This window comes from Streptomyces sp. NPDC111507 (assembly GCF_055638955.1).
The window spans coordinates 1-22,052 of sequence record NZ_JBVKBU010000026.1; the positions used below are offsets into that span (position 1 = coordinate 1).

Below are 22,052 nucleotides of genomic sequence, written 5' to 3' on the forward strand. Positions count from 1 at the left end.
CGCACGCAACCGCTCCGCGAGCGTGCCCTGCGGGATCATCTCCACCTCCAGCTCACCCGCCAGATACTGCCGCGCGAACTCCTTGTTCGCCCCGACATACGAGCCCGTCACCCGCCCGATCCGGCCCGCCGCCAGCAGCACCGCCAGGCCCGACTCCATCGCCCCGCAGTTGTTCGAGACGACCGACAGCCCCGCCACCCCCCGCTCGAACAGCGCCTGGATCAACACGTTCGGCACACCGCTCAACCCGAACCCGCCCACCGCCAGCGACGCACCCTCCGGCACATCCGACACCGCCTCCAAAGCCGTGGCGACCACTTTATCCATCTTTTTTTACTCTGCCTCTCGCCAATGTGGAACCAGCGGACGCTATTTCCGTGCAATGTCAAGAATTCGGCCGGGTTCTGTAATATTTCTGCGGGCCCCGCGGAAATTGCGGGAGCGGATCCGTCGCAGACATGTCCGTCTCATTCGCATCTCACCTGACCGACACCTGCCCCCACGGTCCAGCGCCTTGGCATCCTCCGGCATCCCGCAGATGAGTGATATCGCCCGTGATCCCCGGGCCGCTCTGTCGGTGAGCGTCGCGCGAACAAGGTATTCCCTCACCGATTCCCGTTATCACTCACGGGTTCCGTTGACGCGCATCATCCGAGTACCGACGCTTTCCCCATGAACGCAGGACCGGCAGGACCGGCAGGACCGGCAGGACCGAGGAAATTCTCATGAAGACATTCGTGCATCGGGGACAGATCACCAAGGTGGTCTTCGGCAGCGGTACCCGCAGCCGTGTCCCCGAAGAGGCCGATGCTCTCGGATGCCGTCGGGTGCTCATCCTGTGCACACCTGGTCAAGTGGACCAGGCAGCGGAGATGCACGGCCTGCTGGGTGCGGCAGCCGTGGCAACGTTCGCCGAAGCGGCCCCGCACACCCCTGTCGAGGTCACGCACAAGGCGGTCGCGTACGCCAGATCCGTGGAAGCGGACTCCGTGCTCGCCATCGGCGGCGGATCGACCATCGGCCTCGGCAAGGCGATCGCCGTGCGGACCGGTCTTCCGCAGCTGGCGCTGCCCACCACCTATGCCGGCTCGGAGATGACGCCGATCCTCGGAGAGACCGAAGGCCGCAGGAAGACGACCCGGCGGCTGCCGGAAGCGCTGCTCAAGACGGTGGTCTACGACGTCGACCTGACGCTCACGTTTCCGGCGGCGATATCGGTGGTCAGCGGCATCAACGCGATGGCGCACGCCGTGGAGGCCCTCTACGCACAGGACCGGGACCCGGTCGCCTTCCTGATGGCCGGTGAAGCGCTCGACTCCCTCACCCGATCCCTTCCGGTCATCGCGCGACGTCCGGACGACGGCGAGGCACGGGCGGATGCGCTGTACGGGGCGTGGCTGGCGGGCACGTGCCTCGGCACGGTGGGCATGGCCCTGCATCACAAGGTGTGCCACGTGCTGGGCGGCACATTCGGCCTTCCGCACGCCGAAACCCACACAGTCGTCCTGCCGCACGTGGTCGCCCACAACGGGCCGGCGGTCCCCGAAGCCATGGCACGCATCACGCAGGCGCTGCCGGCGGACGACGCCGCGAGCGGTCTCTTCGACTTCGCCGGGAGGCTCGGCGCCCCCAGGGCACTGCGAGACCTCGGCATGCCCGAATCGGGGATCGAGCAGGCGGCCGAACTCATCGTGCGGGACGGCTACTGGAATCCGCGCCCGGTGGACCGGACAGCTGTCCGTGCCTTCCTGACCCGCGCCTGGGCCGGGGAGACGCCGTGGACGCCACCGGGCAACGAACATCCCCGGACCGACTCCGTCATCAAACCCTCGACCACCACGGGAGCGCGCCATGCGTGATCTGACCAGCGACACCATCACCGAGGCCGTGATCGCGACCATGCGGGACACCAAGGACTCCCGCCTCGCGGCGATCCTGGAATCACTGGTGCGGCACTTCCACTCCTTCATCCGCGACGTCCAACCGACGGAGGAGGAGTGGGCCCGGGGAGTGGACTTCCTGACGCGCACCGGGCAGATGTGCACACCGACGCGCCAGGAATTCATCCTGCTGTCCGACGTGTTGGGCATCACCATGCTGGTCGACGCCCTGAGCAACCGACGCCCCGCCGAAGCCACACAGAACAGTGTCCTGGGCCCCTTCTTCAGGGAAGACAGGCCGCAGCACGCCGATGCCGCCGACATCTCCGCAGGCCTGCCCGGCACCCCGCTGTTCTTCGAGGGACGAGTCGTGAGCCGTGAGGGAGCGCCGGTGACCGACGCCGCGGTGGACGTCTGGCACAGCGACTCCGAGGGCCATTACGACGTGGATGTGCCCGGCCAGGTCGACACGGCCATGCGCGCGCTGTTCCGGACCGACGAGAGGGGACACTTCAGCTTCCGTTCCATCCGCCCGTCCAGCTACCCGATACCCGCTGACGGCCCGGTCGGCGAACTCCTGAGCGCGACCAGCAGGTCGCCCATGCGTCCCGCCCATGTGCACCTGCTGATCGAGGCCCCGGGATTCCAGCGCGTGACCAGCATGCTGTTCCCTTCGGACGACCCGTACCTGGACACCGATCCGGTGTTCGGAGTCAAGGAGTCGCTGGTCGAGTCCTACGACACGTACGCGGCCGACACCGGGCCCCGCCGCGGGCTGACCGACGTGCCCTACACCCTGCTGCGCCACACCTTCGTCCTCGAACCCCTCCCTGCGGACTGAGAGCGAAGGAGCCCGGAGCGCCGCCGCCCGCGGACTCCGGACGCCGGGCCGACCGGCTGCGCCGATGAGCCGGCAACCCCCGGTACCGGGCCGGTCCGCAACTCCGCCTCGAACCCGGCGAAGCGCGATCCGTCCACCACGCGCGCGATGACCTCGCGTACGTCATAGGGCAGCCGCCCGCCTTCCTGCCCCGCTCGAACGACATGCCCGCCAACCCACCCGGTGGGGCGGTGAGTTCACCCCGTGACCTGCGCAACAGGCCGACGCTCTACCCGACTTTCACGGAGGTCCTCCGATGACCGAAACCCTTGACATGACAGTCGATTTCCGAGCCACGATGAGCCGGCTCGCCACGGGTGTCAGCGTGATCACCACGTGCTCGGGAAGCACACCCATCGGCATGACGGCGAGCGCCGTGTCCGCCCTCTCCCTCGACCCGCTCCAGCTGCTCGTATGCATCGGCAACCACCTGTACACGCGGACCGCGATCGCGGCGCACGGCCGCTTCGCCGTCAATGTGCTCGGCGAGGACAGCGAGCACCTGGCGCGGAACTTCGGCGCTTCCAAGACGGACAAGTTCGCGGGCGTCGAGACCTTCGACGACCACGGCGTGCCGGTGTTGAAGGACGCCATCGCGGCTGTCGTGTGCGACGTCGCCGAGGCGCTCCCCGGCGGCGATCACACCATCTTCGTGGGCGATGTCCGCCATTGGGCACACAAGGTGGACTGCCGGCCTCTGGTCCACTTCGCGGGCGGCTTCGGCGTACTCAGGGCTCCGCACTAGTCCTGGAGGCAGCGGTTCGAAGGAGGCCGCTGCCAGGCCCGTGACCGGCCGCCACCGCCCCCGATGTCCGGCTCCTGCGAGGCGAGCCATGGCCGTCGGGGGCTCCGCCCGTCCCGACGACTCCACGGAAAGTGCCATGACCAGCTCCGTTGCGACATTCAAGCTGCATCCTCCGGCCCAGCCCCCGCATCTGCTGACACGCCCGCGTCTGCTGCGCCGGCTTGACGCGGCGACCGAGCCCGTGGTGGTGCTCTCCGCGCCGGCCGGTGCCGGGAAAACGGTGCTCCTGACCGAGTGGTCGCAAGACCTGGCGGCCCGCGGAGAGTGCGCCTGGCTCAGCCTGGACGCGTACGACAACGCCCCGGACCGGCTCTGGTCCTGCATCCTGAGAGCGGTGCACCACGCACGACCGAACCTGCCCGGCCGCCTCGACAGCGATGGGTGGACGGTCGACGCATGGCTCGAGGAGATCCTGCCGGGCCTTGTGACCGGACTGGGCGGGGAGGGACCGCTCACGCTGATCCTCGACGGACTGGAATCCATCACGGACGCCGACGCAGTGCGCAGCCTGGCGGACTTCCTGACAAGGCTTCCCCACGGCTTCCGCGTCGTTGTGTCGACCCGGCACATTCCCGGAAGCCCCCTTCCGACCCTGCGCGCCCGGGGTCTGATCGCCGAACTCGACCAGCACGACCTGGCTTTCACCCCTGAGGAAGCACAGGCAGTACTCACCGGTCTGCTCGGGTCCGCTCCGGCCGCGGACGCTTCGAGCGCGCTGTACGAGGCCACCGAGGGATGGGCGGCGGGGCTGTGCATCATGGGGCGAGCCCTCGCCCGCTCGGCGAACGAGGCCGACACGGAAGGGAACCTGGCCCGCGGCAGGCAGGCGGTCACCGAGTATCTGGCCACCGAGGTGCTCTATCGGCTCACCACCGAACAGCGCCGGTTCCTGCTGCGTACCAGTGTGCTCGACGAGCTGAGCGCCGGGCCGTGCCAGGCCCTGGCCGGGGACCGGGCGGGCGTACTGCTGCGCGAGCTCGCACGGACCGTGCAACTGCTCGTACCGGCCGCCGACCCGTCGGCGTACCGGCATCACAGGGCACTGGCTTCGCTGCTGTCCGACGTCCTTGAGTCCGAAGGGTCCGACACCGTTGTGTCCCTGCACCGGTCGGCGGCTCAGTGGTACTCCCGGCAGGGGGAGACGACCGCGGCCGTACGGCACTGGACGCTGGGCGGCGATGAGCCCGCGGCCGTCGCGTCGGTCCTCGACGGCTGGGAGAAGGCGATCTCCGCGGGCCGTGGTGCGCAGGTCTCGCACTGGCTGGATCTCTTGTTGCCCCGCACGGTCGCCGCCGACGCGAGACTGTGCGTCGTGGCGGCGATGGCGGCTCTCTCAGGAGGCGCCCCGGAAACGGCCCGGCGCTGGCTGGATGTGGCCCGGCTCAGGCAGACGGGACTGGAGACGGTCGGTGAAGGCAGCACGGTGTCCGACGCCGCAGCCGTCGCTCAGGTCGTGGCCTGCTGTCTGAAGGGGGAGGTGTTGACCGCCGGCCGTCTCGGCGAAGCCGCCGTCGCCGGCACCCTGCCGCTGACTGCCTGGCGTGCCTTGGCCTGTACGGCCCGCGGTGCCGCGCTGCTGTGGACCTGCCGGTACGAGGAGGCGGAGGCACTGCTCGGCGAGGCGACCCGTGATGCGCATGCCGCCGGGCACGGCCTGGCGCTCGTCCGCGCGCTGGGGCTGCGGGCGGTGTGCGCGCTCCTGGCCGGACGGCACGAACTGGCGCGCATTCTCAGCGACGAGGCCCTCGAGGCAGCCGCGGCGGTCGGCCTGGACCGGCACTTCGTCTCTGTGCCTGCCTACATCGGCCGGGCCGGCCTGCTCCTCGAAGAGGGACAGACCGAGGAGGCCGAACGGGTTCTGGCCGACGCGGAAGCGGTGCTGGCGGGCTCGCCCCGGACGGGGAGCGAACCCCACGTGCGCGCCTTGTGCCACTTCACGCGGTCGCGGCTTGAGAGCGCGCGGCGCAATACGGACGCGGCGCGAAAGGCCCGCGAGGCGGCCGGGCGGGCGGCGGCCCGGTGCGAGTCGCCCGGGGTACTGACGGTCCTGCTCGGCCGAGCCGGCGGGGACACAGCGGTGGCACCCGCGGCCTTCCGCCCCCAGGACCTGTCGGTGGGGGAGCGGCGGGTGCTCCGGGCCCTGTGCGGTCCGCTGACGCTGCGTGAGATCGCCTCCGAGCTCTATGTGTCCCACAACACCGTCAAGACACAGGTACGGGCGATCTTCCGCAAACTCGACGCGCACGACAGGGGCGGAGCGGTCGCCAGGGCCCGGGAGTGCGGCGTGCTGTGATCCGGGCCCCGGCATCCTGCTAGGAGGCGTCCTGGCGGGATGCGTCCTGGCGCCGGGCGTAGTTCGCCTGAGCCTTGTACACGGTCTCCTCCTCGTCGCTCACGCTCTCGATGCCGCAGACCTTGCGCGCGAGGTCCGCCATGCTGCCGCTCGGGGACATCTCGGCGCGCTTCATGGTGAGGCTGCGGATGGCCAGCAGGGGCGTGCCGTTGAAGTTCTCGAAGGTGCTGATGCGGTCGCCCCAGTCGGACAGGAACATGTCGCGGATCACTCGGCTGATCTTCAGCCGGTCGTAGGGCCTGCCGACCGGTCCGGTCTGCAGCGCCTCCAGCCACGGCCGCAGTCCGGGCTGCTGCCACTGCCCCTCGGTGGGGTAGATGAGCGCGGCACGACCGGACAGGTCCAGGAGCTCGTGGACCATGTCGGTGATGTGCTCGATGTAGTACGCCCGCCCGAAGTCGAACATCAGGACGTTCGGCTTGAAGATGCCGCCGGGAGTGAAGAACCCCTCGTCCTCCGAACCGACCGTATGCGCCTTGAGCGTCTGGTGGAAGCCGGCGAACCGGGCGACCCGGGCCTGGACCGGCGGCAGCTGGTACGTGCCGATGTGCTCGGTGATCAGCAGAGCCAGGCCGAGCATCAGCTCGGCCTTCACCATCGCACGCACCAGCGAGTGGTAGTGCAGCCAGTCGAAGACACGCTGCGGGTACAGCGACGCGTGCTGGGGGTTACCGATGTGGAAGACACGGTTCCAGGGGATGAGCACGTCCTCGAACACGATGACACTGTCCAGCTCGTCACCCTGCGAGGCGAGCGGGTGCTCCACCTCCTCACCGTCGCGGACGTTGCTCTCCCGGCAGATGATGGTGACCCCGGGAGTGTCGGGCTTCACCGCCCCGTAGATGATCTGTTCCGAGACGATCCCAGGACGGTAGAAGACGCCGATGTGGATCCAGTCCCCGAAGGCCGCGCCGGTACTGATCGCCTTCACACCCCGCACGGTGATGCCCTCGTCCGAGGTGGCGACCACCCGCAGGGCAGGCGACTCGGCCTGTGCGGAATCGCGCGAGCGGTCCGCCTGCGGGTCGACGAACGCCGGCGTCGCGTTGAGGTCACCGTCCCGCACCACGTTCCAGAAGTCGAGGATCCCCTCGGTGAGGTCCCTCCCGTCGGTCCCGACGGACTGGCTGCTCCAGGGCTCCGGGTCGTCGATGTAGGTCAGCAGGACGTAGTTGTTGACATCCGGTGTGCGCGGGATCGCCCCGCCGCCGAGTTCCCGCTGCACCGTCTCCAGGTAGTGCCGCTTACGCCGCAGGTCCTCCTTGGAGCGGTGCTGGAACCATGTCATGGACCGCCGGACGCCACCCTCGTCCACGAACGTCATGACGTCCTGGAGGTCCGGGCGGTGGTGCAGGTCGTAGAAGGCCGCGAGGCTCTGGGCGTACGCCCTGGTCTTCGGGTGCGTGGCCACGTTGTCGACGAGTTCGTCACCCACCCACACCTTGCGGCCGTCGTTCAACGCTGCCAGGTATTCCTTGCCTGTACGCACGTCGTGCTCCTCTCCAGGGGCAAGAGATCCGGATGGCACGGAGCATGCGTCGCGACAGGGTGACAGGACGGCGCACAGCCGGCAATCACCCGGGTGAAAGCGACGATCACCGGGAAACCGGCGTTGAGGGCGGATACGGCCGTGAGCCATGCTTGCCCCATGGGCAGCACAGACCCCGCCGACGACCGGGCAGGCGGGCATGGGAACCAGGCCATGACCGGTCTGCGCCTGCGGGGACGGGACCGCGAGATCACGGCCGTCAGGGAAGCCCTGGACACGGTACGTGGCGGACGGGGCGCCTGTGTCGTCGTGGAAGGCGCGCCTGGCGTCGGCAAGAGCCGGTTGCTCGCGGAACTGGACGAGATGGCGCGGCGGTCCGGGTTCGACGTGGTGTCGGTACGGGCCGACGAGCTCGACCAGTACGCGGCAGGAGCCGCCCTGCAGTCCGCCCTGCAGTCCTCCGACGGTTCCAACCGGGCCGCCGCAGCCACCGACGACCAGCGGCTCTGGCTGCTGGACAGCATCACGGACGCTCTGGAGGACCGGGCACAGCGCGCCCCGGTGGCCGTCCTCGTGGACGACGCACAATGGGCGGACCCGGCCACGCTCTTCGTCCTGCGCACCCTGCCTGGACGACTGGCCGCCTCACGGATCCTGTGGGTGCTGGCCGTACGGTCGGACACCGAGCGACCGACCGTGGCCAGAGTACGGGAGGACCTCGAACGCCTCGGAGCCCGATGGCTCACCCTCGGCCCCCTGCCACAGCAGGAATTGCAGGACATCGCGGCCGACGTCCTCGGAGCGAGGCCGTCACCCGGTCTGGCCAGGCTCCTGCGAGCCGTCGCGGGCAATCCCTTCCTGGCGATTGAACTGGTGCGCGCATTCGCCGACACGGATGCCGCCAAAACGGAGGCGGGCGAGGCGAGCCTCCTGCACGACGGTATCCCCGTCAGTTTCCGGCGGAGTATCGCCACGCGCCTGGACCGGCTCCCGGAAGATGCCGTACGCCTGCTCCAGATCGGATCCGTCCTCGGCCGCGAATTCGACCTCGGCACGGCCGCCCGCATGCTCGGCAGACAGGTCGGCAGCCTGCTGTCGGGCGTCGAGGCCGCCCTGAACGCCGGTCTGCTCTCGGCCGACGGCCCGCGACTCGCCTTCCGCCACGACCTCATACGGCAGGCCGTCCACGAGAACCTCCCTCTGGCCGTACGGACCGCTCTGCACCGGGAAGCGGCCGACAGCCTGCGCGGCATCGGAGCACGATCGGCCGAGGTGGCCTGGCACGTCGTCATGTCGGGCGGCCCGGTCGACGACGATGCCGTGACCACGCTGACCACCGCCGTACGGGAACTGTCGTCGTCGGCCCCCGACGCGGCTGCGGACTTGGCCCAGCGGGTCGCCGGACTGCTGCCCCCACACGATGGGCGCCGCATCACCTTGCTGACCGACGCCGCCGAGTACCTCGGCCGGACCCGCCGCGTCCACGAGGCGCTCGACCTGGTCGACACCACCCTGCCGGAAGGCCTCGAGCCACTGCAGGAGGCATGCCTGCGCCTGGTGGCCGCCGAGATCCACCAGGCCGCCGGCGACGACGCCGCCGCGATGACACACCTCCAGCAGGCCCTGGACCTTCCCGCGCTGCCGCCCGACTTGCGCGTGCGGCTGCTGAAGACCAAGGCGACGGGCCAGGTGTACCTCGGAGACATCACCGCTGCCGAGCAGACCGGCCCCTGGCTGGTCGAGGCCTCCTACCGCAGCCATGACCCGGCCGTTGTCGTCAGCGCCATGGTGTTCCAGTCGCAGACGTCCTTCTACCGCGGGCGCCTGGCCCGTGCCCTCGAACTCGCCGAGGAAGCCACCCGACGCGCCGGCACCCAGTCCGCCGCGCTCTACCTGCGGCCCCCGCGCATCCCGGCGCTGTGGCTGGCCACCGTGCTGACCGCCACCGACCGGCTCGCGGACACCGAGCGGATCCTGCGGGAGGGACAGCGCGAAGCGGAAGCACTGGGCCTGGGCTGGTCACTACCCCACTGGCATGCCGCCCGTGCCTGCGCACTCCTCGAACAGGGAGCGCTGGACGACGCGGCCGTGGAAGCCGAGGCCAGCCTGATGGTGGCGGGCGAACTCGAGATTACTCTGCCGAACCCGCAGGCCCGCTCCGTACTGGCATTGGTGGAGATCAGACGCGGTGACCTCGCCAAGGCCAAAGACCACCTCCGCGCCGCCGAAACCGGTTCCGGCACGAACACGACGCAGCGCTACGGCCCTTGGGTGTCTCTCGCGCGCGCCGGCCTGGCAGACGCGGAGGGCGAAGACGCCGAAGCGGCGGCGGCACTCACGGCAAACTTCCAAAGCCGTGAGCCGACGCGGCTGCTTGCCGTACCTCCGTCCCACTGGCCCGGGATCGTGCGCATCGCGCTCCGCGACAAGGACCCGTCGCTCGCGCAGGCCGTGTCCGGCGCACTGCGCAGCCTGACCGCACAGGACGAGAGCCGGCAGATCATCGGGGCAGTCCGCGCCCACGTGGACGGCCTGCTCCACCGCGACCCCCGCGCACTGGCGTCCGCCGTCACGGGCTACCGGAGCACCGGCAGGCCGTTGGCCCTGGCAGCGGCCTGCGAGGACCTCGGCGAACTCATGGCGGCATCGGCCGACCCGACGCCGGCGATCCCGTACTTCGAAGAAGCCGGCCGGCTGGCATCGGCCTCAGGAGCCGGACGCGACCAGGAACGGATCAGGCGGCGCCTGCGCCGGCTCGGCGTGCGCACCACCCCCGTGCGGAACCACACGGCCGGCCCCCAGGGGCTGGGAAGCCTGACCGAATCCGAGCGGAAACTGATCCCGCTCGTCGTCGAGGGCCTCACCAACCGAGCCATCGCCGACCAGCTCTACGTGTCCGTGCACACCGTCAACACGCATATGAAGCACATCTTCACCAAGCTCGGCATCAACTCGCGGGTCGAGCTGACCCGACTGGCGATCGAGCGGGCCGTCAGCGCCGACGGGGCCGACTGAGCGGTGCACCGACCGCAGGACACGGCGGCAAGGATCCCTTGAATGGGTGACGCCTGGCTCCGGCACCACCCGTGATGCTGGACGCAACGGCGTGGCCTTTGGCACGGCACCGTCATCCATCAGGAGGTGACCGCCTCATGAACACGATGCGCGCAGCACGCGCTCACCGACGCCAAGGCCCCGAACAGCCGGCCCACGAGACCGCACCGCGCCCCGGGCCCGGCGGTACCGTCATCGCGGTACGGGCCGCCTCCACCACCACGCGAGAACCTGCCCCCAACGCCACCCGGACCGACAGCCTCGACGGATCCGGGCGTGAGCGGACACCCGTCATTCCCGCGCACGAGGTGTCCGGCGCCGCAGCCGGTGCCACAGCTCCCGCCCTGGCCGCCAAGGCCACCGCGACCGCCTCGGACCGCGATGGCGGATGCGTCGCGGACCTCGCTGCCCAGAACGCCATCGGCCACACAGACAGCCGGCTCGAAGACCACGTGGCCGACGTGGACGTCGTACGCGACACGGCGGGCGGTGACACCCACACCCGGTCCTGGGGCCTTCCGCCCCCCGGCGGCGCCCTTGCCGCTACCGCCGCGCCGCCCGACCCCGGCGTGGCCCAGGACCATGCTGCACGCGCGGTGTTCTGCGTCGCCGAGCCCGACCGCGACGCACGCGACTTTGTCCAGACCCGCGCCGCGTACGAGGCGCCCGAGAGGGAGCACCCGCGTGGCAAGGCCGTCACCCATGTCGCGGACGGATAGCCAACCGCAGCCCAGGGCGGCCGGCCCCGGTGCCCGTACCGGCCCGCAGCGCGGATACCGCGGCCAGCTCAGGGCCGCTGTGACCGCGAGCGCGGCCCCGCACGGGTACACCCTGGCGCTGTGGACCGCCACCGCGGTGACGTCGTCCGATCGCGGTGCCCCAGCGGCAGCCGACGTCCTGGCGCTCCTCGCCGGCGCGACGCTCGCCTTCGTCGCGTTGGCCGCTGTCGCACACGGCGGTGCCCCCATGATGCCGGAGCGGTCCGCCCCGGCCGGCACGCGGATCTGGGCCGCCTTCCACCTGCCCATGGCGGCCTGCGCCGCGCTGGCCAGCCTGTTGCTGACCCGGTGCTGTTCAGGGCCCCTCCTGTGGGGGCTCGTCGGGACGACCACGACCGCCGTGTACCTGCTGGGTGTCAGCGCCCAGTTCCTGTGCTTCGCAGTTCGCCGTCACCGAGAAACCATAGACACTCAACCGTAAGAGGTTCACCATGTCCCTCGCCCTCGACCCTGCCGCCCAGGACCTCCTGTTCCGGGAGGCACGGACCGCCAACACCTTCACCGACGAGCCGGTAACGGACGACCAGATCGAGGCCATCTACGACCTGGTCAAGTACGGCCCCACCTCGATGAACCAGCAGCCGCTGCGTATCGTGCTGGTCCGTTCCGCCGAGGCGCGCGAACGCCTGGGCGAGCACCTGTCCGAGGGCAACCGCAAGAAGACCGCGGCCGCCCCGCTCGTTGCCGTCCTCGCCGCGGACAATGAGTTCCACGAGGAACTGCCCAGCCAGTTCCCGCACTTCCCACAGGCCAAGAGTCTCTTCGCCGAGCGTGCGGTGCGCGAGCGGTCCGCGAAGCTCAACGCGCTCCTGCAGGCCGGCTACTTCATCATCGGCGTCCGCGCCGCCGGCCTGGCCGCAGGACCGATGACCGGCTTCGACGCCGAGGGCATCGACAAGGAGTTCTTCAGCGACGGCGAGCACTCGGTTCTCGCCGTCGTCAACATCGGCAGGCCGGGCGAGAACGCGTGGTTCACGCGCTCCCCACGTCTGGCATACGCGCAAGTGGTCACCACCGTCTGACCGAGGGACTGCCAGGCCTCGGGTCAAGGCCCGGGCACCTGCCGGCGGCAGCGGCCGTCCGGCCTTCCGCTCTCTCCCGGCGATCAGCCCGGCACCGGCGGCACGGCCCGGACCTCGTCCCATTCCGCCCTTCATGAAATCCGCACACGCCGATCTGATAGAGATTCCGTCCGCCAGGTGTGTCGGATATCGCAGCATTGTGGAATTGTCGCGCATCCCGAGAATGATGTAAATTCCACGCATGATCAGAATTGCAGTGATCGGATTCATCGGGGCCGTCGCAATCGCCTTTGGAGCCACGGCGTTGACCGTCTCGCCCTGGTGGTGGCCGGCCGCCATTTTGTGCGCGGCGATAGCCGGAGTCGGTACTCATGATCTGCTTCAAAGGCGCCATTCAGTCCTGCGCAACTATCCGGTACTGGGGCATATTCGCTTCATGCTGGAGTCGATCCGACCGGAGTTGCAGCAATATTTCATCGAGCGCAATTATGATGGCCGTCCATTCGACCGGGATGTGCGCAGTCTCGTCTACCAGCGCGCCAAGGGAGATGAAGCGGAGATTCCTTTCGGAACCGAGCGGAATGTCTACGCCCAGGGCTACGAATACTTCGAATCGTCGATCAGGCCATTCCCCGTGGGGACGGACGAGCCCCGGGTCCGCATCGGCGGCCCGGACTGCACCAAGCCCTACGACATGTCCTTGCTCAACGTCTCGGCGATGAGCTTCGGTTCGCTGTCCGCCAACGCCATCCTCGCCCTGAACCGGGGGGCCGCCCTCGGAGGCTTCGCCCACGACACCGGCGAGGGCGGCCTGTCGGAGTACCACCTGCGCCACGGCGGTGACCTGGTGTGGGAAATCGGCACCGGATACTTCGGCTGCCGCACCGCGCACGGAGGCTTCGACCGCGCACGGTTCGCCGAGAAGGCCGCTCACGACAACGTGAAATGCGTGTCACTCAAGCTGTCCCAGGGAGCCAAGCCCGGCATCGGAGGAGTGCTGCCCGGAGAGAAGGTCACCGCCGAGATCGCCCGGGTACGCGAGGTTCCCGAGGGGCAGACCGTCATCTCGCCCCCCTACCACCAGGTCTTCAGCACGCCCCGGGAACTGATCCGGTTCATCGCCGAAATGCGCGAACTGTCCGGGGGCAAACCGGTCGGCTTCAAGCTGTGTGTGGGCTCCCGGCGTGAGTTCCTGGCGGTGTGCAAGGCCATGATCGAAGAGGGCACCGCGCCCGACTTCATCATTGTGGACGGAGCGGAGGGCGGCACCGGAGCGGCCCCGCTGGAGTTCGCCGACCACCTCGGCAGTCCACTCACCGAGGGACTCATCACCGTCCACAACGCCCTGGTCGGCGTCGGCCTGCGGGACCGGATCAGGATCGGTGCCAGCGGCAAGGTGGCCACGGGAGCCGACATCGTCAAACGCATAGTGCAAGGCGCCGACTTCACCAATTCGGCACGCGCCATGATGTTCGCCATCGGATGCATCCAGGCACAGAGCTGCCACACCAACGCCTGCCCCGTCGGCGTCGCCACACAGGACCCGCGCCGCGCACGCGCATTGAACGTCGACGACAAGTCGGCCCGGGTCCACCGCTTCCAGTCCGCCACGGTGAAAAGCGCACAACAGATCATCGCCTCGCTGGGCGTGAGTGAACCGGCCGAACTGCGCCCGCACATGCTGCGCCGGCGTGTGGACCCGGTCACCGTTCAGTCCTACGCGGAGCTCTACGACTGGCTGGCTTTCGGGCAGTTGCTGATCGAGCCGCCCGAGTCCTGGGCAGCGGACTGGAAGGCCGCTGATCCCGACCGCTTCAACGCATGACACGTCTCGCGGCTGTGCGAGAACGGGGCGCCGGGTCGGCGGCCGGCAGGTGCGCGGGGCGTAGTCGGGCGGTCTGCGCGGGTGTGAGGGTCTTCAGCTTGGTGGTGAACCCGGTGGCGCGTCCTGAGCAGATGTGGAGCAGGCAGTGGGCGGTCACGTCGAGGACGCGGGCGGTCCTGGGCGGTTCCCGCAGGAGCAGGCTGTCGCCGGGGGGCCAAGACGGCGGGACCGGCCGGCAGCCGGGGGCTTGCGAGTCGTCCTTCCAGGTACCAGGAGGCCCTGCTGCCGCAGTCTGTGGGTGTGCGCGCCCGCAGAGCCCGACACGCTGTGCCTGACGTGTGATCGTCTGGGACGAGCGGCTTACCGGCAGGGGAGCGGATGTCAGGACGGCCGGCTCCCGGGCCGTCGACGGGACTCCGGTTGCAGCGCCGGGTACTCGAGGAAGTGGTCGACTCCTGGCATGTCGCTACCCGGGGGAACGACCTTGTCGACGGCGTCGAGTACGTCCGTGCCGAGGCGGACGTCCGCCGCGGACAGAGCGTCCTGCAGGTGCTGCATGGTGCGGGGCCCGATGATGGTCGAAGTGATCGCGGGATGGCTGCCGACGAACGCCAGAGCCAGCTCGGTCAGCGACAGGCCCGCCTGCCCGGCGATCTCGCGCAGGGCGTCCAGGGCGTCGAAACGGGCAGGGGAGACAAGGTCGTCGGCGTGGCTGACGCTCCCTTGCATGAAGCGGCCGCCCGGGTCGAACCGCGAACCCGCCGACGGCTGTTCGCCGCGCCGGTACTTGCCGGTCAGCCAGCCGCCCGCGAGCGGGCTCCACGAGATCACCGCCATCCGGTGCCGTTGACAGGCCGGCAGCACCGACCGCTCCACCGACCGCGCGAAGACCGAATACTGCGGCTGCTCACACACGAACCGCCCGCTCCCGCTCCGGGAGGCGGCCCACTGGGCCTCGACGATCCATTCCGCCGGGAACGACGACGACCCCAGGTAGAGCACTTTGCCCTGGCGCACGAGGTCGGTCAGCGCGCCGAGGGTCTCCTCCAGGTCGGTGTCCCAGTCGGGCTTGTGCACCTGGTACAGGTCGATGTGGTCGGTACCGAGCCGGCGGAGGCTGTCCTCGACCGCCCGCACGATCCAACGCCGGGAGCCGCCCCGCATGTTGCGGTCCTCTCCCATCGGATAGAAGCACTTGGTCGCGAGCAGCACCTCGTCACGACGTGATTTCACCGCCCGCCCGACCACGCGTTCGCTCTCGCCGCGGGAGTACACGTCGGCCGTGTCGATGAAGTTGATCCCCGCGTCCAGGGCACGGTTGATGATCCGTGAACAGTCGTCGTGGTCGGGATTCCCGAACGTGCCGAACATCATCGCGCCCAGACACTGGCTGCTCACCTCGACACCGGTCGTACCGAGCTTGCGATAGTCCACCCGATTCCTTCCGTTCAGGCACACACCCAGCAAGGGCGCCCCGGCCAGGGGCCGTCACCGCGAGCCCCGCCCCGTCTGCGAAATACCGTTCTACCTATACCAGAATGCCATTCTCGTCGACCAGTGTGTCTACGACCCGCCTCCGTCGCCGGGAGACGCCCCCGGCGGCCGGATCGGCAAGCGCGTAGTTCGCGGCGTCGGCGCTACCGAACGGCCGCCGGACCACTCGCCACCGCCATCGTGTTCGCGGCGGATGGCGAGGTCAGTGTCGGGGCGGACTTCCGGGCGCCGGCAACAAAGATCACACTCGAGGGATCACGCGCGGCCGGCGTCACCTGTCTCCAGGACGGACAGGAGCGGACGGCCCACGCCGACCGGGAGATCCCGCTCTGCGGCGGATCCATCAACTCGCCCCGGCTGCTGCTCCTGTCGGGCATAGGCGATCCCGGCGAGCTGCACGATGTGGGGATAGCGCAACTACGGCGAGGTCGGCGCGTTCCTCAACGGCACGGACGGCAACACGCGTCCGGACGTCCAGCTGGTGGGAGGGGCCACGGCGCTCATTCTCAGCGGCGCGGAAGTACCCGACCGGCCGGCGTTCACGATGAACTGCTGCCCCCTGAACCCGCGGACTCGCGGCACCGTCCGTCTCGCGTCAGCTGATCCGCAGGCCCCACCGCCCTTGCACTCCCCCCACCTGACAGCTCAGACCGAGGGTGGAAAGGGCTCCATGACTCGTCGGCAGGCCTGTCACGCAGGAGGAGATCGCATGGCGGCCTCAAGGCCGCCGGCGCGGACATGCGCGGCCCAGCCGGGACGCAGCTACGGCGCTGTAACGACTAGTACACGTGATGCCGCGTGCTGAAGGCAGTACTTGTCGACCGTGCGACGCAGCCGCCGGAGGACCTGTCGGCGCTTGCGACCCACCACCAGCAGATCTTCGGCTCCCCGAGCCAGACTCGTCAGTACCGGTCCAGGAACGCCCTTTGCCACTCGGTGCTCCACCGGCACGTCGTTGGGGAGAGAAGCGCGCTCGCACTGCGTGTCGAGTATTTCCCGGGCCAACGCCTCCTGCGATGCGCTCAGCTCCGGACAAGGAAACATACGCTCGACGTATTCGCCCCCGAACGGGCTCCACACCATGACGGCCACGAGGGTGGCATCCCGGCGTCGTGCCTCTTCCGCCGCGCGCTGCAGCACCGCGGTGCTTCCCTTCTCGCCGTCGACGCCGACGACGACGCGGCCTCGACCGGCCTTTCGTTCGTTTTGCATGACAGCTCACCTGCCTGAGTGGTTGGGGTTGATCAAAGGATCACTGCGAATACGCTAAAACTTCCTCCGGCCGCGGGGGATCCCACAGTCGATGGAGCGGGTGGATGACGTGCCTGTCGCCTCCTTCTCCTGAGGCTGGACCCGGGGTGTCGTCGGTGTGAGAGTGAGCCCTGCTCCCACCGCAGCTCGGGCCGGGGTGTCAGACGACAGCGTTGAGCAGCATGATGCAGCCCAAGGACGTCAGCGAGAGCAGAGTGTGGGACACGGTCCAGGTCTTGAGCGTGCCACCGACCGACATTCCGAAATACTCTTTGACCATCCAGAACGACGCATCGTTGACATGCCCCATGAATGTCGATCCCGAGCCCAGGGCCAGGGCGAGGAGCGCTGCTTGAGTGGGCGCCAGGCCGTTCGCGAGGGGGCCGACGATGCCGGCTGCGGTGATGGTGGCAATGGTGCCGGACCCTACGACGAGTCGCATCAAGGCGGCGATCAGCCAGGCGAGCAGGAGCAGCGAGAGGTGGAGGTGACCTGCCGCCAGGGTGACCGCACGACCGACACCGGTGTCCTGCAGGGCTTGGGAGTATCCTCCGCCGGCCGCGACGATCACCAGTACACCCGCGACGGGCGCGAAGCTCTTGGCCAGGGATGTTTGGATGTGGCGCCGGTCGGCGCCGAGCGCGTATCCGAAGGTCACCAGCGACACGAATACCGCCACCAGCAGTGCGATCATCGGGGTGCCCAGGAACTCTACGACGGTGTACAGCGTGCCGTGAGACATGGGAATGCTGTCGAAGATCGCCTTGAGTGCCATCAGAAGAATGGGGAGCAGGATGGTGCCGAGGGTCGCCGGGAGGCTCGGTAGCCTGCGTGGCGCTCGTTCGACACCCTCCGCATCACCGCTGGCGCCCGTGTCGTCGCCCTTGTCGTGAGGGGTGGTGGTGAAGGCGGCTTCGACGGAGTCGGGCACGTGGGCCGGTACACGGGGCCAGATAAAGGCGGTGAACAGAGGGCCGACGACGATGGCGCAGGGCACGGCAATGAGGAGCCCGTAAAGCATGGTGAGCCCGATCGAGGCGTGCACTGCCTGGATCGCGATCAGCGGCCCCGGATGAGGGGGAACGAGCGCATGCACAGTGGCCAGACCGGCCACAACGGGCATGCCCACTCGCAGCACCGGGTAGTGGAGCTGCTTCGCCAGCTGCAGCACCAACGGCATCAGCATGACGAAGCCGACCTCAAAGAACATCGGCAACCCGACGAGGGCCGCGACCAGGGTCATCGCCCACGGCAGCCATTCTGGTCGGACGGTGCGGGTCAAGGTGTCGACGATCCGGTCGATACCGCCGGAATCGGCCAGCATACGGCCCAGAATCGCGCCCAGGAGAATGAGCACGCCAACCGAGCCTGTAATGCGGCCCACTCCGGTCGTGAAGGAGACGACGGCCTTTTCGGCGGGCTGTCCAGCCAGGAGTGAGACGGTCAGGGAGCTCACCGTCAGGGCCAGGAAGGCGTGGATCTTCAACCAGCTGATGAGCAGAACGACGAGGGCGATGGAGACACCCACCACCACCAGGAGCCAGGTGTCTTGAGCGGTCCAAGGCTGAGCCGCCGACAACACCGCGGCCGCTGAGCTCGCCATCCCGTGGTCTCCGTTCCCGGTCCCCGCCTTGTCTGTCGCCCGGGCCTCCGGGGAAGGTGGGCGGACCGCCCACACACGGATGGACCACCAGCAGAACGACACCACACCGAACTGCACACCATGCGGCGCAACGAGGACACGGCTGTCGCCATCACTCGATCAGCGCGGCCCCGCACCCGTACCGGCTTGTCGGACACGCGGCGATCGGGGACCGCCGCTGGCGACACCCTCGGCCGCGGCCGGGTCGGTAGCCGTTCGCGATACCGGCGCACCCCAGGGGCCTCTGTCTGTGCCAGAGCTCGCGGCTCGCGGTGGTGAACAGGAGGTCGCCCTGCGGCGGGCTCGCGTCACGACGACAACGAATGACGCACGCGGGCGGGTTTCACGGAGCTTGGAGGCGCCAGCACCACGCCGCTCTTCCGGCGCGGCGCGAAGAGGCAGGGGGAGTAGGCCAATGGCGTACTACCGAGAGGCAGCCGTCGCAGCCGTTCAATGCGGTTCCCAGCGGCTTGCCCATGGAGCCTGTGCGGGCAGCCGGCGGGCCTGATTCTGCCGGTTTGGTGACTGCCGCACGAGGGTGACACGTAAGGATCAACGACTCCGTCGGCTATATGGTTTCGGTGACTTTAAGTGCGCAGATGATGCGGGCAATCAAAAGAACCCGGTTCATCCAGTCAGCCCCTGACCGTATATGGAGTGCCAGCAGGCCGAGAATATGGAGGTGGAGGCATGTCGGACGCCGAGCCGCAGCCCCGGGCCGGTGGAGCGCAGGGTTCCGCCCCCGGATTCGGCCCCGCCCGGTCGACTGCTCCGACGCCGGCGATCCGGTCGGTGCGGTTGGCAGCACTGCTGGCACTGGTTGGCGGCGGCCTTGACGCATACACATTCATCAGCCGAGGGGGAGTGTTCGCCAACGCGCAGAGCGGCAATGTCGTCCTGTTGGGCATTGCCGCCGCCGAGCGGCATTGGTGGCAGGCGCTGGAACGCCTCCCGCCGATCCTTGCCTTCGTGGCCGGTGTCCTGGTTGCTGAGACCCTTCAGCGGCCGAGGGTGGCGGTGGTGCTGCGCCAGCCGGCCTGGGCGGCCATGGTGCTGGAACTCGTCGTGCTGGCAGCGGTCGGTCTGATTCCCGCCAGCGCGCCGGACACGCTCGTCACCGTCCTTATCGCCTTCATGGCCGCAGTGCAGATGACCACCTTCCGCACGCTTGTTGACGCCGTCTATAACAGCACGATGACCACGGGCAATCTCCGTTCAGCCATGCAGAACGCGTACGCGGCAGTGGTCAATGGGGACATGGACGCCAGACGTCGGGCGCGCCAGTTCGCCGGCGTCGTCCTTGCGTTCCTCGCGGGGGCATTCGGCGGCGGCTGGTTGACCTTCGCATGGGGTGTGCGGGCGGTCTGGGCCGCGTGTGTTCTGCTGGCGGTGGGTTTGGTCATTTTCGTGCACGACGAGTGCGTAGGGCGCAAGCTGCGCGAGGGCCAAGGGCTTTGAGGCCAACGTGTTGCTCCCGTATCGGGCTCGTTGATCTGGTAGGTGCGTCAGTGATGTGACCCGAGGTCAACTCGCTGTGAGGTGCAGGGTGTCGTTTCCATATCGGGAACAGCCCTCCACCGTCAGGTTCCGTGCCCCCGCCGACGTACCGCCTTCCTCGCGATGGCCAGGAAGGCGTGCTGATTCCGCAATCCCTGCGAAGCCCTCTCTTGGCCTTCTCGGCAAGCCGTCGGTCACGATGGGAACCGGTGAGCGGTTGATGCCGGAAGCATCCCTCCGCGGCCACCGGATGCCGGAGACGGGGATAAATCGCCTCGGCGGGACAGTTAGCGATATCCTGCACTGGTCGACTGGCGCCGCCGGCGCCGGCACCAGGCCTGCATCAGCCACTACACGACACGGCCACAGCTCTTGAACCGTGCCCAGCAGTCAGAACAAGCACTGTTGCCGTGCTCAACGCGCCAACACCGACGAGCTGCAGCCGCCGACCAAGAAGCTGATCGACATGCTCGCCCTCGTCCCAGCTGAAGCGATTGACCCGGCCACGCGTCCCGTCATCCCCGTATGGGCCATCCGGGGTGCTACTTCCTGCGGCAGAGCTGAGTCTGGGGTCAGGCGGCGGGAAGCACCGGCCGTCTACTCCGCTGCGTCATGTGGCCGGTGGCCCGACCCACGCTGGAGCTTCTAATGAGCCCGTCTGTGACGTCTATAGCCGTTATTTGCGACTGGTCGTTGCTTCAGCTCGGTCTCGCGCAGGCAATCAATGCCCAACCGGACTTGCGGATCACGACCTTAGTTAAAAGCGTGAATGCCTTGCTCCGCGAGGCGAATGGCGTAGAAATTATTGTACTGACCAACCTGCATCTGTCCGCCCAGGCGGCATCCGACCAGGTCGCTCAGTTGCATCGACAAGGGTACGCGGTCATTGTGATATCGACATCGGAGGCGCAGTCCGATGCCGTCCCGTGCATTAAAGCCGGCGCTCGCGGATATCTGAGTCGGCAAACCGACGATTCCGAGTTGGTGACAGCAATCCGCGCCGTTGCTTCAGGAAGAAGTTACTTCGGCGCCAGTCTCGCTGGTCGGAGCCTACCTGCGTCTCCTCCCCGTATCACCAGCCGCGAGAAACAAATATTGCAGCTCGTTGCCAACGGTGCCACAGATCGTGAGATCGCCAACAAGCTGAATATCACCGAAAACACGGTTCATACACACCTGGAGCGACTGCGCAGAAAGTATGGCTCTCGCCGCAGGGCCGACCTCACCCGCCTGGCCCTAAAATGTGGTGTATTGGAGAACTTCTAAAGAGTAATCAATGAGGAGCTGATCCTCGCGTGCCCGCAACCAGTGTTGTCATATCGAATCGATGATCGGACACACCGGGTGATCTCAGCCCCGAACCGGGCGCACCGCTGCTCGCTGCTCTCGGATGTGTTATCCGTTCGGGTGAATATCGTCCAGACTGTCGACGACCATCACGGATGGTGGATTTGAAGGCGTAGGCACCTGAATGAGAATGGGGACGTAAACAATCATGCCGTGCCTGTACTCGGCTTTCTTCGAGAGCCGATAGCACACAACCACCGCCGGGTTGCTTCGCGTCGCATAGCACCGAAGCACCGACTTCGCGGGCGCGGCCTGCGAGCTATGCGACGGGACAGTTGCCGTACTCACTGGTGCGCTCCATACCCAAACCGCCAGGCAAGCGGAGGCTGCGACTGCCAGACGGCAACTCTGCAAGGTTGCCTTCCTCAATTCTCATCACTCCAAAAGCTGCGAGTGAACTGACTTGTCTCATTCAGCGCACTAGGGGCGTCCCATTCATGGCATGGCCCATCCTGTTGGCCTTCACTCTCGGGCCATCCAACCTCAGCGCCTCGCAGAGGTTACCTCTGCGAGGCGCTGACTCATCTGATCGCCCTTCGTCAACCGACGAGGCCGATCTGACTGAGCGAGGCCAGGGGGCTCCGCCCAGTCAAATGATCAACCTTGGGTGCCGCCCTGGGTGTTGCCGGAGCCGCCGCCTTGGGTGCCGCCCTGGGTGTTGCCGGAGCCGCCGCCTTGGGTGCCGCCCTGGGTGTTGCCGGAGCCGCCGCCTTGGGTGCCGCCCTGGGTGTTGC

At 68.2% G+C, this 22,052-nt stretch carries 17 protein-coding genes; 12 read left to right on the forward strand and 5 right to left on the reverse strand.

Annotated features, from left to right (window positions below):
* Window positions 1-327 (reverse strand): CoA transferase subunit A (locus tag ACZ7M2_RS48620; RefSeq protein WP_471600749.1); only part of this gene is annotated, 327 nt, incomplete at its 3' end.
* 398 nt (window positions 328-725) lie between these two features.
* Between ACZ7M2_RS48620 and ACZ7M2_RS48625 the strand changes: the two genes are divergently transcribed.
* The 4 genes from ACZ7M2_RS48625 (at window position 726) to ACZ7M2_RS48640 (ending at window position 5,858) form a co-directional block, all read left to right on the forward strand.
* A complete protein-coding gene (locus ACZ7M2_RS48625) occupies window positions 726-1,859 on the forward strand; it encodes a maleylacetate reductase (RefSeq protein WP_471600750.1) in 1,134 nt (377 codons plus the stop codon).
* Entirely contained in the window at window positions 1,852-2,721 is an 870-nt protein-coding gene (locus ACZ7M2_RS48630) for a dioxygenase family protein (protein ID WP_471600751.1), read from the forward strand. Before ACZ7M2_RS48625 ends, ACZ7M2_RS48630 begins: the two co-directional genes overlap by 8 nt.
* Window positions 2,722-3,016: 295 nt before the next feature.
* Window positions 3,017-3,505, forward strand: coding sequence for a flavin reductase family protein (locus ACZ7M2_RS48635; protein ID WP_471600752.1), 489 nt, complete (start codon window positions 3,017-3,019; stop codon window positions 3,503-3,505).
* 136 nt (window positions 3,506-3,641) lie between these two features.
* A complete protein-coding gene (locus tag ACZ7M2_RS48640; RefSeq protein WP_471600753.1) occupies window positions 3,642-5,858 on the forward strand; it encodes a helix-turn-helix transcriptional regulator in 2,217 nt (738 codons plus the stop codon).
* A gap of 19 nt (window positions 5,859-5,877) precedes the next feature.
* Here ACZ7M2_RS48640 and ACZ7M2_RS48645 read toward each other — a convergent pair whose 3' ends face one another.
* Window positions 5,878-7,407, reverse strand: coding sequence for a 4-hydroxyphenylacetate 3-hydroxylase family protein (locus tag ACZ7M2_RS48645; protein ID WP_471600754.1), 1,530 nt, complete (start codon window positions 7,405-7,407; stop codon window positions 5,878-5,880).
* A 159-nt stretch (window positions 7,408-7,566) separates the two neighbouring features.
* Between ACZ7M2_RS48645 and ACZ7M2_RS48650 the strand changes: the two genes are divergently transcribed.
* The 5 genes from ACZ7M2_RS48650 to ACZ7M2_RS48670 all read left to right on the forward strand — a co-directional run bounded on the left by ACZ7M2_RS48650 (window position 7,567) and on the right by ACZ7M2_RS48670 (window position 14,087).
* The gene (locus ACZ7M2_RS48650) at window positions 7,567-10,422 is read left to right on the forward strand and encodes a helix-turn-helix transcriptional regulator (RefSeq protein ID WP_471600755.1); all 2,856 of its coding nucleotides are present in this window, start codon (window positions 7,567-7,569) and stop codon (window positions 10,420-10,422) included.
* A 137-nt stretch (window positions 10,423-10,559) separates the two neighbouring features.
* Complete coding sequence (locus tag ACZ7M2_RS48655; protein WP_471600756.1) at window positions 10,560-11,180, forward strand: hypothetical protein; 621 nt, start codon at window positions 10,560-10,562, stop codon at window positions 11,178-11,180.
* Window positions 11,164-11,661, forward strand: coding sequence for a hypothetical protein (locus ACZ7M2_RS48660; protein ID WP_471600757.1), 498 nt, complete (start codon window positions 11,164-11,166; stop codon window positions 11,659-11,661). The genes ACZ7M2_RS48655 and ACZ7M2_RS48660 overlap by 17 nt, the downstream gene beginning before the upstream one ends.
* 10 nt (window positions 11,662-11,671) lie before the next feature.
* A complete protein-coding gene (locus ACZ7M2_RS48665; protein ID WP_471600758.1) occupies window positions 11,672-12,262 on the forward strand; it encodes a malonic semialdehyde reductase in 591 nt (196 codons plus the stop codon).
* Between the two features lie 241 nt (window positions 12,263-12,503).
* Window positions 12,504-14,087 carry an FMN-binding glutamate synthase family protein gene (locus ACZ7M2_RS48670; protein ID WP_471600759.1) on the forward strand — a complete coding sequence of 528 codons (1,584 nt, stop codon included), beginning with the start codon at window positions 12,504-12,506 and terminating at the stop codon, window positions 14,085-14,087.
* 381 nt (window positions 14,088-14,468) lie between these two features.
* Here the strand turns inward: ACZ7M2_RS48670 and ACZ7M2_RS48675 are convergent, their stop codons facing one another.
* The gene (locus ACZ7M2_RS48675; protein ID WP_471600760.1) at window positions 14,469-15,521 is read right to left on the reverse strand and encodes an aldo/keto reductase; all 1,053 of its coding nucleotides are present in this window, start codon (window positions 15,519-15,521) and stop codon (window positions 14,469-14,471) included.
* A 240-nt stretch (window positions 15,522-15,761) separates the two neighbouring features.
* On the opposite strand from ACZ7M2_RS48675, the gene ACZ7M2_RS48680 reads away from it, so the two are divergent.
* Window positions 15,762-16,184, forward strand: a complete 423-nt coding sequence (locus ACZ7M2_RS48680; protein WP_471600761.1) for a GMC family oxidoreductase N-terminal domain-containing protein — start codon at window positions 15,762-15,764, stop codon at window positions 16,182-16,184.
* A 159-nt stretch (window positions 16,185-16,343) separates the two neighbouring features.
* Here the strand turns inward: ACZ7M2_RS48680 and ACZ7M2_RS48685 are convergent, their stop codons facing one another.
* Both ACZ7M2_RS48685 and ACZ7M2_RS48690 read right to left on the reverse strand, forming a co-directional pair.
* A complete protein-coding gene (locus ACZ7M2_RS48685; RefSeq protein ID WP_352053113.1) occupies window positions 16,344-16,793 on the reverse strand; it encodes a universal stress protein in 450 nt (149 codons plus the stop codon).
* Window positions 16,794-16,992: 199 nt separating this feature from the next.
* Complete coding sequence (locus ACZ7M2_RS48690) at window positions 16,993-18,435, reverse strand: GntP family permease (protein ID WP_471600762.1); 1,443 nt, start codon at window positions 18,433-18,435, stop codon at window positions 16,993-16,995.
* Window positions 18,436-19,164: 729 nt separating this feature from the next.
* Between ACZ7M2_RS48690 and ACZ7M2_RS48695 the strand changes: the two genes are divergently transcribed.
* Together ACZ7M2_RS48695 and ACZ7M2_RS48700 are read left to right on the forward strand one after the other, a co-directional pair.
* Window positions 19,165-19,932 (forward strand): YoaK family protein, encoded by a 768-nt coding sequence (locus ACZ7M2_RS48695; RefSeq protein WP_471600763.1) that lies wholly within the window; start codon window positions 19,165-19,167, stop codon window positions 19,930-19,932.
* 699 nt (window positions 19,933-20,631) lie between these two features.
* Window positions 20,632-21,237, forward strand: a complete 606-nt coding sequence (locus ACZ7M2_RS48700) for a response regulator transcription factor (protein WP_352053117.1) — start codon at window positions 20,632-20,634, stop codon at window positions 21,235-21,237.
* The last annotated feature ends 815 nt before the right edge of the window (window positions 21,238-22,052 follow it).

Bases quoted from the DNA above. Each gene is read 5' to 3' on its own strand.
- ACZ7M2_RS48625 (WP_471600750.1), top strand. From the start codon at position 726: ATGAAGACATTCGTGCATCGGGGACAGATCACCAAGGTGGTCTTCGGC.
- ACZ7M2_RS48630 (WP_471600751.1), top strand. From the start codon at position 1,852: ATGCGTGATCTGACCAGCGACACCATCACCGAGGCCGTGATCGCGACC.
- ACZ7M2_RS48635 (WP_471600752.1), top strand. From the start codon at position 3,017: ATGACCGAAACCCTTGACATGACAGTCGATTTCCGAGCCACGATGAGC.
- ACZ7M2_RS48640 (WP_471600753.1), top strand. From the start codon at position 3,642: ATGACCAGCTCCGTTGCGACATTCAAGCTGCATCCTCCGGCCCAGCCC.
- ACZ7M2_RS48650 (WP_471600755.1), top strand. From the start codon at position 7,567: ATGGGCAGCACAGACCCCGCCGACGACCGGGCAGGCGGGCATGGGAAC.
- ACZ7M2_RS48655 (WP_471600756.1), top strand. From the start codon at position 10,560: ATGAACACGATGCGCGCAGCACGCGCTCACCGACGCCAAGGCCCCGAA.
- ACZ7M2_RS48660 (WP_471600757.1), top strand. From the start codon at position 11,164: ATGTCGCGGACGGATAGCCAACCGCAGCCCAGGGCGGCCGGCCCCGGT.
- ACZ7M2_RS48665 (WP_471600758.1), top strand. From the start codon at position 11,672: ATGTCCCTCGCCCTCGACCCTGCCGCCCAGGACCTCCTGTTCCGGGAG.
- ACZ7M2_RS48670 (WP_471600759.1), top strand. From the start codon at position 12,504: ATGATCAGAATTGCAGTGATCGGATTCATCGGGGCCGTCGCAATCGCC.
- ACZ7M2_RS48685 (WP_352053113.1), bottom strand. From the start codon at position 16,793: ATGCAAAACGAACGAAAGGCCGGTCGAGGCCGCGTCGTCGTCGGCGTC.
- ACZ7M2_RS48690 (WP_471600762.1), bottom strand. From the start codon at position 18,435: ATGGCGAGCTCAGCGGCCGCGGTGTTGTCGGCGGCTCAGCCTTGGACC.
- ACZ7M2_RS48695 (WP_471600763.1), top strand. From the start codon at position 19,165: ATGTCGGACGCCGAGCCGCAGCCCCGGGCCGGTGGAGCGCAGGGTTCC.